Origin of the sequence: Halalkalibacter hemicellulosilyticusJCM 9152 (assembly GCF_000513115.1) — a bacterium.
Classification (GTDB): Bacteria; Bacillota; Bacilli; order Bacillales; family Bacillaceae_D; genus Halalkalibacter; species Halalkalibacter hemicellulosilyticus.
In genome coordinates this window covers 1-14,910 of record NZ_BAUU01000031.1, presented here as the reverse complement: position 1 = coordinate 14,910, position 14,910 = coordinate 1, and the positions used below count along the sequence as shown (strand labels likewise).

15 protein-coding genes and 1 pseudogene are annotated in these 14,910 nt (G+C 38.4%); 4 read left to right on the top strand and 12 right to left on the bottom strand.

Features of this window, described 5'->3' with window-relative positions:
* Positions 1-65 precede the first annotated feature (65 nt).
* Positions 66-293 (bottom strand): hypothetical protein, encoded by a 228-nt coding sequence (locus tag JCM9152_RS16950; RefSeq protein WP_035346527.1) that lies wholly within the window; start codon positions 291-293, stop codon positions 66-68.
* Between the two features lie 311 nt (positions 294-604).
* Between JCM9152_RS16950 and JCM9152_RS16945 the strand changes: the two genes are divergently transcribed.
* Together JCM9152_RS16945 and JCM9152_RS16940 are read left to right on the top strand one after the other, a co-directional pair.
* Positions 605-997 (top strand): thiol-disulfide oxidoreductase DCC family protein, encoded by a 393-nt coding sequence (locus JCM9152_RS16945; RefSeq protein ID WP_035346526.1) that lies wholly within the window; start codon positions 605-607, stop codon positions 995-997.
* Between the two features lie 269 nt (positions 998-1,266).
* A complete protein-coding gene (locus tag JCM9152_RS16940; protein WP_035346525.1) occupies positions 1,267-3,093 on the top strand; it encodes a UbiD family decarboxylase in 1,827 nt (608 codons plus the stop codon).
* A 70-nt stretch (positions 3,094-3,163) separates the two neighbouring features.
* On the opposite strand, the gene JCM9152_RS16935 is transcribed toward JCM9152_RS16940, so the two are convergent.
* From JCM9152_RS16935 to JCM9152_RS16895, 10 genes and pseudogenes are all read right to left on the bottom strand, one after another.
* Positions 3,164-4,399 carry an MFS transporter gene (locus JCM9152_RS16935; RefSeq protein WP_035346524.1) on the bottom strand — a complete coding sequence of 412 codons (1,236 nt, stop codon included), beginning with the start codon at positions 4,397-4,399 and terminating at the stop codon, positions 3,164-3,166.
* Positions 4,400-4,709: 310 nt separating this feature from the next.
* Positions 4,710-4,838: a DUF3918 family protein gene (locus JCM9152_RS22415; RefSeq protein ID WP_148296537.1), complete on the bottom strand. Its 129-nt coding sequence runs from the start codon at positions 4,836-4,838 to the stop codon at positions 4,710-4,712.
* A gap of 16 nt (positions 4,839-4,854) precedes the next feature.
* A complete protein-coding gene (locus JCM9152_RS16930) occupies positions 4,855-5,052 on the bottom strand; it encodes a YrzR-like zinc ribbon domain (protein WP_173402086.1) in 198 nt (65 codons plus the stop codon).
* 16 nt (positions 5,053-5,068) lie between these two features.
* Positions 5,069-5,575: a PRC-barrel domain-containing protein gene (locus JCM9152_RS16925; protein ID WP_235715747.1), complete on the bottom strand. Its 507-nt coding sequence runs from the start codon at positions 5,573-5,575 to the stop codon at positions 5,069-5,071.
* 11 nt (positions 5,576-5,586) lie between these two features.
* The gene (recD2, locus tag JCM9152_RS16920) at positions 5,587-7,869 is read right to left on the bottom strand and encodes an SF1B family DNA helicase RecD2 (protein WP_035346521.1); all 2,283 of its coding nucleotides are present in this window, start codon (positions 7,867-7,869) and stop codon (positions 5,587-5,589) included.
* Positions 7,870-7,882: 13 nt separating this feature from the next.
* Positions 7,883-8,538 (bottom strand): annotated as a pseudogene (locus tag JCM9152_RS16915) (tetratricopeptide repeat protein).
* Between the two features lie 241 nt (positions 8,539-8,779).
* Positions 8,780-9,898 carry a tRNA 2-thiouridine(34) synthase MnmA gene (gene mnmA, locus JCM9152_RS16910; protein ID WP_052016080.1) on the bottom strand — a complete coding sequence of 373 codons (1,119 nt, stop codon included), beginning with the start codon at positions 9,896-9,898 and terminating at the stop codon, positions 8,780-8,782.
* 15 nt (positions 9,899-9,913) lie between these two features.
* The gene (locus JCM9152_RS16905) at positions 9,914-11,065 is read right to left on the bottom strand and encodes a cysteine desulfurase family protein (protein ID WP_035346519.1); all 1,152 of its coding nucleotides are present in this window, start codon (positions 11,063-11,065) and stop codon (positions 9,914-9,916) included.
* A gap of 23 nt (positions 11,066-11,088) precedes the next feature.
* Positions 11,089-11,508, bottom strand: a complete 420-nt coding sequence (gene cymR / locus JCM9152_RS16900) for a cysteine metabolism transcriptional regulator CymR (protein ID WP_035346518.1) — start codon at positions 11,506-11,508, stop codon at positions 11,089-11,091.
* Between the two features lie 105 nt (positions 11,509-11,613).
* Positions 11,614-12,579 carry a LacI family DNA-binding transcriptional regulator gene (locus tag JCM9152_RS16895; RefSeq protein ID WP_035346517.1) on the bottom strand — a complete coding sequence of 322 codons (966 nt, stop codon included), beginning with the start codon at positions 12,577-12,579 and terminating at the stop codon, positions 11,614-11,616.
* A gap of 371 nt (positions 12,580-12,950) precedes the next feature.
* Here JCM9152_RS16895 and JCM9152_RS24185 point away from each other — a divergent pair, with 371 nt between their 5' ends.
* Both JCM9152_RS24185 and JCM9152_RS16885 read left to right on the top strand, forming a co-directional pair.
* On the top strand, positions 12,951-13,553 hold the full coding sequence (locus JCM9152_RS24185) for a CBO0543 family protein (RefSeq protein ID WP_369384579.1): 603 nt from the start codon (positions 12,951-12,953) through the stop codon (positions 13,551-13,553).
* A complete protein-coding gene (locus JCM9152_RS16885) occupies positions 13,550-14,038 on the top strand; it encodes a CBO0543 family protein (RefSeq protein ID WP_035346515.1) in 489 nt (162 codons plus the stop codon). Before JCM9152_RS24185 ends, JCM9152_RS16885 begins: the two co-directional genes overlap by 4 nt.
* Before the next feature lie 43 nt (positions 14,039-14,081).
* Here the strand turns inward: JCM9152_RS16885 and JCM9152_RS16880 are convergent, their stop codons facing one another.
* The gene (locus JCM9152_RS16880) at positions 14,082-14,804 is read right to left on the bottom strand and encodes a class I SAM-dependent methyltransferase (RefSeq protein WP_052016078.1); all 723 of its coding nucleotides are present in this window, start codon (positions 14,802-14,804) and stop codon (positions 14,082-14,084) included.
* Positions 14,805-14,910 lie beyond the last annotated feature (106 nt).

Genomic DNA, 14,910 nt, shown 5'->3' with positions numbered 1-14,910 from the left:
GATTCTTTAAGAATGCCAAAAGGGAAGTGAATAATCACTTCCCTTTTGGATATCTGTTGCTTTTCTCATTTTTCATCTGATTGGCGATTTAAGAAAACGGTTAGAGCAAAGAAAATAACAGCCGCTCCTAAAATCGTGCCACGGAATTGCCATAAAAATGATGTTGAATAATGCTCTGCATAAAACCCCGCATGAATAAAGGATACTAAAAGTAAACCTCCAAAAATAAACGCTCCTAAAATATACATGACTTGTTTCGGATTCACATAAACATCATGATTTGCTTCTCCCATAGATTTACACCTCATTAATATTAAACTCTACTTACTATCTTACTTATTAATTCTTTCATTTTCAAATACGACAAGGCTTTTTAAATTTACAGTCTTCATTTTAAGTGTACCAAATTCAAAATCATTTATGTTAAAATGAGGCTAAAATGAATGACCTCAAAGCCATATTCGAAACTTCTATATCTTTTAAAGCCATTATGAGTGATTTTCTCGCCAACGCGTAGCGAATGGAGTCATTCCATTCCCATATTTTTTGGGGGCTTTTTGAACATGCGTTATAAAATATATTATTCGTTAGGAATGATGAACTCATGAAACGAATCGTACTAATTGATGGAGATTGCCATATATGTAACCAAAGCGTACAGTTTATTATTAAACGTGACCCAGATGCACAATTTCAATTCGCTTCATTACAAAGTGAACTTGGTCAACAACTATTAACAAACCATAAAATATCGAGCTCAACGAATAGTATGGTACTCATTGAAAATAACCGACACTATTTACGTTCAACAGCTGTTTTACGAATTTGCAAACAGCTAAAAGGACTATGGAAGCTATCTTATATTGCCATTATTTTTCCACGCATACTTCGTGACGCAGTTTATCGAATTGTTGCGAACAACCGCTATAAATGGTTTGGAAAAAAAGACCAATGTCCAATCCCAACACCTGAAATGCAAAAGCGCTTTTTAAGGTAAGTAACTCTAAAATGAGGGAACATCGTTTTCTCATTCTCCTTTAGCATAATAAATAAGGGTCCAGACCGTAGACAAAACGCCTTTGAGAAATGATTCTAAAAGGCATTTTTGTAGTTGTATAGTGTTCAGTTTGATGTTCCTCCAGTGCCATGTCACCAGTTTCACTTCCTTCATAATTGTCACAAAATCGCTAACTCTTGAAACAAGACAGTTCATCAATAAAAGCGGTATACTAATAATAAATCTGTCTTCGTAAGGAGCTTTCGTCCATGTATCAATCTCTACAGGAATGCATATTAGATTTAGAACAACAAGGTGAATTAATTCGAATTACAGAAGAGGTCGATCCTTACCTTGAAATGGCTGCGATCCATTTAAAGGTATATGAAAAAGGAGGTCCAGCGATATTATTTGAGAATATTAAAGGATCAAAATACCCAGCTGTATCGAACCTTTTCGGCACAATCGAACGTAGTAAATATATGTTTCGTAAAACATGGGGCCAAACTGAAAATGTCATCCAACTACGTAATGACCCAATAAAAGCATTACGCCAACCACTTAAGCATGTCCAATCAGGCTTAGCTGCTTCAAAAGCGTTACCGTTGAAGAAAGGAAAAGGGTTACCTTCTCATTTAGAAGAAATTACGATTGCTGACTTACCACACATTCATCACTGGCCTGATGACGGAGGTGCTTTTGTCACATTACCCCAAGTGTATAGCGAAGATCCTGATAAGCCTGGGATCATGAATGCTAATTTAGGCATGTATCGAGTTCAAATCAGCGGAAATGACTATGAGCCTAATAAAGAAGTAGGAATCCATTATCAAATTCATCGTGGTCTCGGTGTACATCAAACAAAAGCAACAAAAAAAGGGGAGCCACTCAAAGTGAGTATTTTCATCGGTGGGCCACCCTCTCACACATTATCTGCTGTTATGCCACTTCCTGAAGGGTTAAGTGAGCTTACTTTTGCTGGCTTATTAGCAGGTAGACGTTTTCGTTATAGCTATGTTGATGGCTACTGTGTTAGTCATGATGCAGACTTTGTTATTACAGGTGAAATTCATCCAAATGAAACGAAGCCAGAGGGGCCTTTCGGTGACCACCTCGGCTATTATAGCCTTACTCATCCTTTTCCAATGATGCGTGTTCACAAGGTTTATGCTCGAAAGAATGCCATTTGGCCATTTACCGTTGTTGGACGACCTCCTCAGGAGGATACATCATTCGGGGAATTAATTCATGAACTAACGGGAGATGCCGTCAAACAACAAATTCCTGGCGTTAAGGAAGTGCACGCCGTCGATGCTTCTGGGGTTCACCCTCTTCTTTTCGCCATTGGTAGTGAACGCTACACACCGTATGAAGAAGTGAAACGACCGTCAGAATTAATGACAATCGCTAACAATGTTTTAGGAACAGGACAATTAAGTTTAGCGAAATATTTATTCATTACAGCTGAAGATAAGGAACCCATTTCGACACATGATGAAGAACGTTTTTTAACGTATATTCTCGAACGAATTGACCTGCGGCGTGACCTTCATTTTCAAACGAATACAACCATCGATACGCTTGATTACTCCGGAACAGGTCTTAATTCTGGAAGTAAAGTCATTATTGCTGCTTATGGAAATAAGAAACGAGAGCTCTGTACAACGATCCCAAAAGCATTAGAAGAACTCTCAATTGTCCATAACCCATCCATTGTCTTACCAGGTGTGGTAGCAATAGAAGGTACTGAATTTTTGAGCTATGAACAAGCACAAATCGAATTAGAGGAATTAACTACTACATTAGCTAGTAATGGAGATTGGTCTTCATGTCCTCTTATCATCCTGTGTGATGATAGTAAGTTCCTTAGTGAGACTCTTTCTAATTTCTTATGGGCAACCTTTACGAGAAGTAATCCTTCACATGATATCTATGGAGTTAACAGCTATTATGAATTTAAGCATTGGGGCTGTGATACGATGATCATTGATGCACGGATGAAACCTCACCATGCCCCACCTCTTATTTCAGATCCAGAGATAGAACAAAGCATTGTGCGCTTCTTTAGTGAGGATGGAACGATCAAAAGGTCTTAACATGAACAGTAATAATTAGGCGCTGCTCTTTCTTTTTAGAGCAGCGCACTTTTTATATTGTATTTGTCCATCACACGACTTTTCCTTCTTTTTTAAACATTCTCAATAAAATAAAAGAGCAAATGACACATGCTACAGGTGTTGTAATAATAAAGGCGAAACCAACTTGCATACCAATATTGCCCCCCATTAATAGTTCGTATCGATCAGCAATAGCATTGATCGCTTCAATGAAAAACCCTATAAATAAATTGATCACGACACTTCCAATACCCATTAACGAGACAGTAAATGTAATCGCAGTACCAGTCCCTTTCGCATAGCGTTTTGCAATTAAGGCCATTACAGTGGGATAAATGGGGGCTATCCCAGCCCCAGCAAGAGCAATAACAATCGCACCTTCATTACCTAACGCAATCCCAATAATACCACATACACTTGAAAACAGAGAAAATAATAAAATCGAATGTATGTAACCAATTTTATCTGTTACAGGACCTAGAAAGAGTCTTGCTAGCATGAAAAAGAAAAAGAATAATGACAAAATCTTCGACGCATCTTCAATCGTCCACTGAAATACATGAACATAATAATTGACTAACCAGCTTGCTGTGGCAAGCTCTGCCGTCACACCGAATGTTAATAAAATGACAATCGTCCAAGCGATACGATCTTTCATTAGCTTTTTAAACGATGTCTTCTCTTCTCCACCTTCATCCTCTTCTTTTGAAAAACGAGCAATTATCGTCGGGATAATCGGCAATATCGTCAATGAAAGAACGATCATGTACATAAAACGCCAACCAAGCTCTCCTCCTCCAAACTCCCATCCCATCAAAGAAGCAGCCATTATAGGTGCGATAGTTGATCCTAATCCATAGAAAAAATGGGAAAGGTTCATCATCGTTCCTGTATGGTTTTTAAAAATTTGAGCCGCTATAATAGCTAAAGCTATCTCAAGCATCCCATTCCCAACATATAAAAAAAAGAAAGATGCTGTTAAATAGGGAAAAGAGGTCGAAGCAAACAAACAAACACCAGAAAGCGCCATAGCGATGAAGGAAATGATCGTAGTTGCTTTTATACCAATTTTATTCGCTAATATCGACGTGTACATACAGGCTAACAAGAATCCCAAAGAATTTAAGGCTAACAGCAAACCTAGCTGAGCTTCACCTATTTGAAAATCAGATTGTATTTGTGGAATTGCCGGACCTCGTACATTTTCAGATATACCAAATAGTAAAAAACCGACAAATACAACGGTGACAAGTATGTAGTAATTTTTCTTAAAGGACAAATTCACTGATGCTCCTCCTACACGTTTCATTCAAAACTAGTATACTACAATCTTTTTTACTAGTCTTGTTAGAAAAAACGCGTAACGAGCAAAGCCAACGTTCTTCATTGAACGGTTCCCTATCTTCTTCGGTTCTTCTCACATTTCCTTCCTACAATTTTATACATGCTGGTGTATAAAATAATAAAAATATAAAGAAATCCCGAGTCCAGATCACAGGAGATTGAAGCCATCATGAGGATAAATAAAAGTTATGGGTAAGAAAGGAAGTTATCTTTCGAAAAAAGACAAGCCCTTTTGGACTTGTCTTTTACGATTATTTAAACATTTTATTCACAGGCTTCATCATTTGCTGGAGTCGATTCGACCTTCTACGGTCATTCATCGTCCAGGCCGCAGCTCCAATTCCGATTGCAATTAATGAAGTTGTTACAGCTTTCCTCATAACTGTCACCACCTATTTAGTTGGCTTCGATTTCGATTTCTAAATCATGGTCCTCAAATAGGTCATCCAATGAACTGAGTGTGCCATCCTCCTCAACTTGATGCATAGAAAGCTTCCCATCTGATAAGGTCATTTCGACAAAACAGCTCCAGCAATAATACTGGTTCGTTCCAATTTTTCCGATATCCTTACTTTGGCAATTTGGACAACGCATGATACGAGCTCCTTTCTTACTCGGTCATAATCGCTCTCCCTTTGGCAATCGTTAATGGTTCCTCACTCTTAACGACTTTTCGACCTTCCATTAGATCAGCGATTAATCCTTCTGTCACTTCATACCCTACGATTGTCCCCACTTCTTCTTGAAAATATACATCTTCCATTAAACCAAGCTTCTCACCTTCATGAGAAAGCAAGGTCATTCCTTGAAGCCGATTCTTCCCATGCTTCAATAAATAATCATGTTTTCGTTCAAACAATTGGAGTTTCTTAGTGCTCGTAATCATAATAGCGTCATTGCCAAAGCTTTTCACATCAGAAATAGATAAAAAGCGCTGTCTTGTCAGCCATCCTTTTGGATCAACGAGTAATCCCGTTATCCTACCTTCCTTATACACTAAGTCATTCACATGACCACACTCTTGACCTGTCGCTTGATCAATGACCGGAAACCCTTCTATTGTTGAAAATGTCCGCAAAGCTATCGCCACCTTCCGAACATTTATAGCATCTGACAAGGCTATACTCTTTATACTAGTTGACTTTTTCCACTCGCCATTTGTTCTAGTTTAACCTTTAACATCGAATGACGTTCTAAATCGTTTTTTTGTGTGATCGCAGTCCTAAATGCAGATAGTTCACCACACAATAGCAAGAACTGCTTTGCTCGAGTAATGCCCGTATATATTAAATTACGTCTAAGCATTCTCGCATAGCTCCGTAATACCGGCATCACGACTATTGGAAACTCACTGCCTTGAGACTTATGAATGGAGCAGCAATACGCATGTGTAATTTGATTAAGTTCACGTTTCGGATAAACTACTTCCTTGCCATCAAAAGAAACAACAACTTGATCTTGTTTTTCTACATTTTCCTTCGCATAAAAAATTGCTACAATTTCGCCACGATCACCATTATATACGTGCTCCTCAGGATTATTCACAAGCTGCAGTACAACATCACCAGTCCGATAGACAATATCACCAAAGCTCAGCTCTCGCCTTCCTTCTTTTTTCGGATTAAACAGCTCCTGTAATAGGAGGTTTAATTCCGTAATACCTGCTTGACCTTTATACATTGGTGCAAGCACTTGGATATCTTTTGCGGTAAATCCTTTTTTGACGGCATTTTCACAAATTTGTGAAACAGCTTCCTTCACTTGATCTAATTGACAAGGGAAAAAGCGCCGATCTGCTTGTGGTTCAGCTAATGATTCAGGAACATGTCCACCTTTGATTGAATGAGCCAAATCGATGATCGATGATCCTTCCTTTTGTCGATAAATATCGGTTAAATGAACCGTTGGTATGACGTTAGAATCAAGAAAATCCTTTAACACTTGCCCTGGACCAACAGATGGTAATTGATCTTGATCACCAACAAAAATGACTTGCATTTTCTGTGGAACGGCCTTCAATAGTTGATTCATCAACCAAATATCAACCATCGAACTCTCATCAACGATCAGCAATTCACCATCAATTTGCTCATGGTCGCCTTTTTCAAAACCTCCACCATTTCCACTCCATCCTAGTAGCCGGTGGATCGTTGTCGCTGGTAAATCAGTTGATTCATTCATTCGCTTAGCTGCACGTCCAGTCGGTGCAACGAGTAAAATCGGAAACGGGTTTGAATTAGAATAGGCACTGGGTTCAAGTGACAAGCCGTGTAACCTTGCGTACAATTCAACAATTCCTTTTATAACAGTCGTCTTACCTGTCCCTGGACCACCTGTTAAAATCATCATTTGTGAAGAAAGCGCCATTTGAATAGCTTCCTTTTGTGAATTTGCATAAGATAGCTTTTGCTCTTCTTCTAGCTTTCCGAGTTCCTTTAGAAATTCAGCTTCTGGAAATTCAGCTTCCACCTCTTGTGATAGTATGCGGCGTACATTCGTTACAATGCCCTTCTCCGCAAAAAATAATGTCTTCATATATACACGATCATCTTCTTCTACAATTAAATCATCTTCAGCCATCATGAGAAGCTGTTGCTCCACCTCGGTCATTTCAATACTAAGTTGTGGCGTTGAAAGCAGTGAAATCACTTGAGGGACAAATTGATCACGATATAAAAAAACATGACCTTCCTGCAAACAAAACTCTTGAATGAAGAATAGGCATCCTGCTCGAATCCGATCAGGATGATTACCCGTAATGCCAATCGCTGCTCCTAGTATATCCGCACGCCTAAAACCAATCCCTTCAACATCTTCAATTAGCTTGTATGGATTCGTTTGAATGATATCAAGTGCTTGTATTTTATAAGCTTGGTACACTTTTAATGAAAGTTCTACACCAAATCCATGCTTTGATAGCTCTAATAACACTTGCTCCACACCTTGCTGTTCAATCAACTCAGAATAAAGGTGATCGGCTTTTTGTCTCGTCAGCTTCGGAATATCATACAACACTGTTCGATCTTCAACAATTCGTGTTATCGCCCGTTCACCTAATTTATCAACAATTGTCTCAGCCGTTTTCTTACCAATGCCAGGAAAACGATCACTTGACAAATATTGAATAATGCCGCTTTTAGTTTGTGGCAAATCTCTTCTAAACTGATCAACTTTGTATTGTAGACCGAACTTAGGATGATCGGCGAATTGACCATAGAATAAAAATGTTTCACCTGGCTCAGATTGGGGGAGAACACCAACAACTGTTAGCTTTGTATCCTCAAGCTCTTCATTTGTCTTTTCAACACGAACTAGTGCAACTGTATAATAGTTTTCATCATTACGAAACAAAATATGAAGAATTGTACCTTTTACATAACTTCTTTCGACCGTTTCAATTTCCTCACTCATCCTTATTCCACCCTTACTTCAAGGCATTTTCAATCGTTTTCTTTCCATTTGCCGCAAGCATATGACCTGGTTGAATGTCTAGCGCTTGATTGAATGAATCTAATGCTAATTGAACCTGATCCTTATAAGCATAAGCCACCCCTAAATTAAAGAAGGCGTCAGCATGATTCTTGTCTTTCTCAACAACTTGTCTAAACTCGTTAAGTGCTTCGTCCACTTGTTCTAGTTGTGCCAAGCAAAGACCGTATTGAAACCTAGCATCAACATCATCCCCATTTAACTCAACTGCTCGCTTTAACGAACTAAGCGCATGAGGTAATGAGCCAAGCTGATAATAGCTCATCCCAAGCATAAAATGGACATCAGGTTCATCTAATTTCTCCATTACGGCCTTTCTAAAAAGTTTAACTGCTTCTTCAAATTGATATTTTTTGTAATAAATCGTAGCAGCACCATAATACGCCGTCGCTGCATATTCATCTAGTTCAATTGCTTTATCAAAAAGGCAAGTGATCGTTCAAAATCCCCCACGATCCCAAGTAAATTGCCAAAATTAATATAACCAGTTGGATCTTTCGGATTCTCTTCTATCGCACTGGTAAAGCATTTCGCTGCTTCCTCATACTGTTGTTCATTCATATGTTGAATTCCTTGCTCCATCATCGTCATATATTCACAACCTTTTCATCAGTAAAAGCGACCTAAAAGCGAGAGCACTGAAAAAGTCCTTTCTAGTAGCTCAAAGAAGAGTAATGGCTCCGCTCGTTGCGCGCCTCGCTATGAGAAACCCACTCATTTCAAGGCGTTCAAAATCAGGCAACGGCTACGCACATTACTTAAAGGCCACTGGAAAAGTGAAAATCGCACTTTTTCAGTGGCCTCCTAAAAGCAAGGCTTCTAAGTCGTATTATTAAGAGTATTTAGCTAGCTTGGCATGTAACGGATAAGAGGAAATGATACGATCAATGATCCCTCCACCTAAACAAACATCTCCATCATAAAAAACGACAGCTTGCCCTGGTGTAATAGCCCGTTGACGCTCATCAAACGTTACTCGAACCGTTCCATCTTCATTTGGTGTAACCGTCACAGGCTCATCCTTCTGACGGTAGCGGAATTTCGCCGTACATCGAAATTCCGTTATCGGCTTTTCATTAATCCAATTTAGATGAATTGCATCGAGAGCCTCTGAGTAAAGACCTTCATGATGAAACCCTTGTCCAACGATTAAAACGTTACGCTCAATATCCTTCCCAATCACAAACCAAGGTTCACCAGCACCACCAATTCCTAGTCCTTGACGCTGGCCAAGCGTATAATACATTAATCCATCATGAGTCCCCTTCACTTCACCTTCAACCGTTTGCATCTCACCAGGCTGAGCAGGCAAATATTGTGCAAGAAACTCTTTAAAGTCTCGCTCCCCAATAAAGCAAATACCTGTACTATCCTTTTTCGTTGCTGTTGCCAAATTAGCTTCGATGGCTATTTTACGAACATCACTTTTCGGTAAATGTCCAATAGGAAACATCGTTTTTGATAATTGCTTTTCCGTTAACGCATTAAGAAAATACGTTTGATCCTTATTGTCATCCATGCCTCGTAATAGATGAGCGCGTCCATTACGCCATTCCACTTGTGCATAATGACCAGTAGCGACATAATCAGCAAGTGTCAACGCATGATTTAAGAAGGCTTTAAACTTAATTTCCTTATTACACATAACATCAGGATTAGGAGTTCTTCCTGCTTTGTATTCTTCAAGAAAATACGTGAAAACTTTATCCCAATATTCCTTTTCAAAATTAACCGCATAATAAGGGATTCCGATTTGATTACATACACGAATGACGTCTTCATAATCTTCTGTTGCCGTACACACACCATTTTCATCTGTGTCATCCCAATTTTTCATGAAGATGCCAATTACATCATAGCCTTGCTCCTTTAACAGCAAAGCAGTCACTGATGAATCTACACCTCCTGACATCCCAACAACGACACGGGTTTCCTCAGGTCGTTTGTTCATTCTGATCACCTCTGTTTAAATAATTTGCTCTGTCTGTTTAAGTCGCTTCACAATCTCAGCTGTCTTTGTTGCGACATACTCAATTTGCTCACCTGTGTTCCCTAACCCGAAACTAAATCGGACTGCCGAAGTTAACCGTTCATCATCTTTACCAAACATCGCTACAAGAACGTGCGAAGGCTCCACAGAACCTGCCGTACATGCTGAACCACTTGAAGCGGCAATATTAGCCAAATCTAAATTCATTAATAGCGGCTCAATCTGTACACCTGGAAAACTAATATTCATAATATGTGGTAAACGATTATGCTGATGACCATTAATCGTAAATTCAACTTCTTCTTTTAATAGGCGATCCACAAGTTGTTGTGAAAACAACTCATATTGCTCCCTTCGACCTTGAATAGACGTCGTGACTAACTGTAATGCTTTGGCAAACCCTACGACAGCTGCAACATTTTCCGTTCCAGCACGCCGTTTTCGTTCCTGTTCACCCCCATATAACAATGGCTTTAACCTCTTTGTCGTATAAAGTAAGCCTACACCTTTAGGACCATTAACCTTATGTGCTGAAATCGAAGCCATATCAACTGGTAATGTGTTGAAATTAAGGTCGAGAACACCACACGCTTGGACAGCATCTGTATGAAAAGCAGCTTGATGCTCAAGTAAAAGCTCACCAATTTCTACAATAGGCTGAACTGTACCGACTTCATTATTACCATACATCAATGTGACCAAAATCGTATCCTCACGTAATACTTTCTCTACAGATTCGCGGCTGATGGTCCCAGACGTATCAACAGGTAAATACGTCACATCAAATCCACGCTTTTCTAACTCTTGACATGCATGAATAACCGCATGATGCTCAATTTGCGAAGTAATGATATGCTTCCCCTTTGCTTGATGTTCAAGGGCATAACCGACAATCGCTAAATTATCTGCTTCTGTACCACCACTCGTAAAGATTAGCGTCTGTTCCTTCACTCCAAGAAGTGTCGCCATCGTTGAACGGGCCTGATCTAAGGCAGCGCGAGCTCTCCTTCCTGCTTGATGTATACTTGATGGATTTCCATATTCCGGGCCATAATAAGGCATCATTGCTTCAAGTACATCTGGATGTACCGGTGATGTCGCTGCATGATCAACATACACAAACTCCACTTCTTTTCACCGACTTTCTACATTTATATATAGAACATATAATATTCTTGTTTTCCATCATCCTCAAATGTCGCTAAATCCTCCAACGTTGTTTCATCTAGTACATTTTTCACTGCATCACGGATCTTCATCCATAGATTTCGTTTAGCTGGTTCTTCGTCCTCCATCACTTCGACTGGTGTAATGGGCCCTTCTAATACGCGAATAATATCTCCAGCTGTGATCTCTTGTGCTTCCTTCGCTAGCATATATCCACCATAAGCACCACGAACACTTTTAACTAACATCGCATTTCGCAATGGCGCAATAAGCTGCTCCAAGTAATGCTCCGAAAGATTATAATCCTTTGCAATTGATTTTAATGATACTGGACCTTCTCCATATTTTTTTGCTAATGCAATCATAATCGTTAAACCGTAACGTCCTTTTGTTGAAATCTTCATATGTGAACCTCATTTCTTTAATATATTCATATTCAATAGATCCTACTTATCGTCCCATTCAACTAATTCTTAGCCATTATAGCACGATTCCAGTCATTTATGCAGTTAGACAGTTTCCCGTTCAATGAGTTTGACTATAACCTCTTCATATGTAGGCTCTTTATTATTTTGAATCGCTTGCCCAAACAACTTTTCACCCAAATCTACAAGGGGGATCTCAATAGTTGTTAAATGCATAAGCTTCGAGATCGGTTGATTATCAAACCCAATTAAAGCCAAGTCTTTTGGAACCTCTATCCCTTTTTCTAGACAACATGTCATAACACCAGCAGCAACTTGGTCACTAGTTATTAGTAATGCGCTCGGTCGGGCTTTCATCGTACTAAGCTTCTTAGCCACTCTTTGTCCATCCTCTAAATGATAGCATCCATGAAAAATATTAGCTTCGTTCAAACTGAGTGAATGCTTATAATGGAAATCTTTATACGCTACTGCTCGCTGAAGACTATTTGTCCCATTCTGTCGTCCAACACAATAGCCTATGTTTCGATGACCGTTATCATATAAATAATCAAGCGCCATCATAAATGCTTGATAATGATCAACAAACGTTGAAGAAACACCTTTACCACGAGTATCCTCACACAGAACGATCGACCCTTCATTCATATAAGCTTCAATAGTACCCCATGTACTTTGACGTGAGCATATGATCAGTGCATCTATTTGACGATTCTCTAACATCTTTAACGCTTCAAGCTCTCTACTCTCGTTATAATTTGTCTGAACGAGTACGAGGTGGTAACCATACTGAACAGCAGCCTTTGTTATCCCTTCAATTAACAATCCAAAATATGGATGATTCGCAAATGGTACGACCACTCCAACTAAGGACGTTTTCCCTCTACTTAAATGAACAGCATTTATATTACGGTGATAGTTACTATCACGCATCGCACGTAAAACCGCTTCTTTTTTTTCCTTACGAACATACTTATGTCCATTTAATACACGGGAGACGGTCGTTACTGATACACCGGCCATTTTTGCAATATCACGAATATTTGCCATTTTTATTACAACTCCATTTTATTAAATTCCCACTTGCTCTGAAACGCATTCCATAATATACGATGTTCTCAACTAAAAAAAGGAGGAAAGCTATGATACTTGTCCAAGGACTTTTTTCACTCATTTTTATGTGTAGCACAATACTTATCTTTGCTTCTGCATGCATAAAGGAAAATAAAAAAACAACAACTTCAACTAAAACGAAACCATATGACTATTTGTTTCATTCTTTTCATTCCTAATATAGATCGTGTGTAACATTTAATATGTAGATGTTACACACGATCTTTTTATAACACAGCATTATGAATGGTGTTCTCCTTACCGGACATACTAATTGAGAAGAAGTACAGGAAGAACCAAAGGAGAACATGATGAAACAAAAACACCTCGGCTTCATTTTAATATTGATCTTTGTAAATGTTTTCTTACGAACGTGGCGAATCCCTCCACGATATTATAAAAGCATTGCATACGTTTTCTTTATTAATTCCTGTTATTACTATTTATTCAAGAAAAAATTATTGTGGGATTTCAATTCTGCCTACTCTAACACATATGTATTAAGAGCTTTACACTTATTTATCGGTACTCCTTTACTCGTACTCACCTGTTTGGCTTATTTCCCCAAAAAATTAAGTAAACAGAGCATCTACATTTTAACATGGACATTAGGCTCGACCTGTATTGAATATATTGCATCAAAATCTAAATTAATTATCTACCATAACGGCTGGAATATCTTTTGGTCATGTTGTATCTACTTTAAAATGTATACTTTCAGTTATTTATTTCAAATAAAACCTATACTGACATGGGGGTTATCAGCAATTTCTCTTCTTTTTTACATGATTCGCTTTCAAATCCCTGTAGAATATCGTTTACTGAAAGGACCTATTCTAATATGTCTACAAAGAAATATTCAACCTTACACAAAGGTTAATCGTCTAATAAAGAAAGGGATTATCACATGAATGAGCAAACCGAACAAAAGATTTTATGGAGCGTTTTAATTACTTCTTTTCTTTCCCTCATTTATTTATTGAAAAAACCACCTATTAAAGATTGGTTGCTTGTTTATTTTATGAATGGGTTTTCTAATGTATTTATTGATGCCTTTTTCGTTTCAAAAAATACGTTGTCCTATCCAACTAGACTATTCCCAAAAATCTTAAAAGGAAATTTTTTGTTTGATTTCGTCGTTTACCCAACCATTATGGTTTACTATAATCAAGTAACCCGAAATGATTCCGTCTGGCTTATGATCATAAAGGTTTTTCTTTTTACAATTCCAATGCTATTGATTGAGCTATGGGCCGTTCAACATACGTCACTCATTCATTGGAAGAATGGATGGAGTTGGAAACATTCATTTATTTCAACAACAGTGAAATCATTACTAAACCGTTTTACAATAGGGGTTATTCGTAAAGTCGATTCAAACATGAATCACAACTAAATTAGGAGACCGGAATAAGAATTTTCGGTCTCCATGGTTTGTATCACCTTTTCTCTATGACCAACATATGTGTGGCACCTTTTACAAACTGAAAATCAACCTTCACTCGTTTAATCGTAACAGGCAATTCAAATAGTCTTTGCTCTAGTTCATCCATATGCGGATACACGTTCCCATCAAAACCTACTAATGGATATAGCCGAATCTCACCACCGATTTCACAAATGCGAATAAGCTCGTGTAATGATCTTTCGTGAAAATCTACTGTAAACTGCTTTCCATATAGGAACAGAAAATGACTACATACAATAAGGGAAAACTGGTTATCCGCAAAAGGCAACAAAGTAAGTTGCCCATTTATATAGCGTTCTCTAAACTCCACGTAGCTATTTAAAAACATAGTCAACGATCGCTCTCTCAATTTCATTAGCTTATCAAGCGATCCATACGTTTCCCAATTAAATAACTCATATGCATGTAACAGTTTCTCTCTCGCTTGTAACAGCTCATTGCTGCCTTCTTCCTGTAATACGTTTACAGACTTTTCATATTGAGGGTCTACCGCATATGCATCGAGTCCCCTTTTTAGCGCTTCTGCTGTAAAAGAAGACGCCCCTGCCGCTACATCTAATACTTTACCTTTCACAGTTTGACTCACCTGAAACATTTGCTCATATTCTGTGTAAGAGCGACAGGTCATCGCCACACCAATTTGTTCATATTGCCCCTTTTGTAGCTCAGCTTTTCTCAACTCTTCTCGACTCATCTCTTCTCACCTTTCTCTACAAATGAATTTATGTGTAGACTCTATTAATTCGACAGAACTACCCCTTTTTTCCTTTAAAAAATCTGAGGTAGCGATCTTTTCTTAA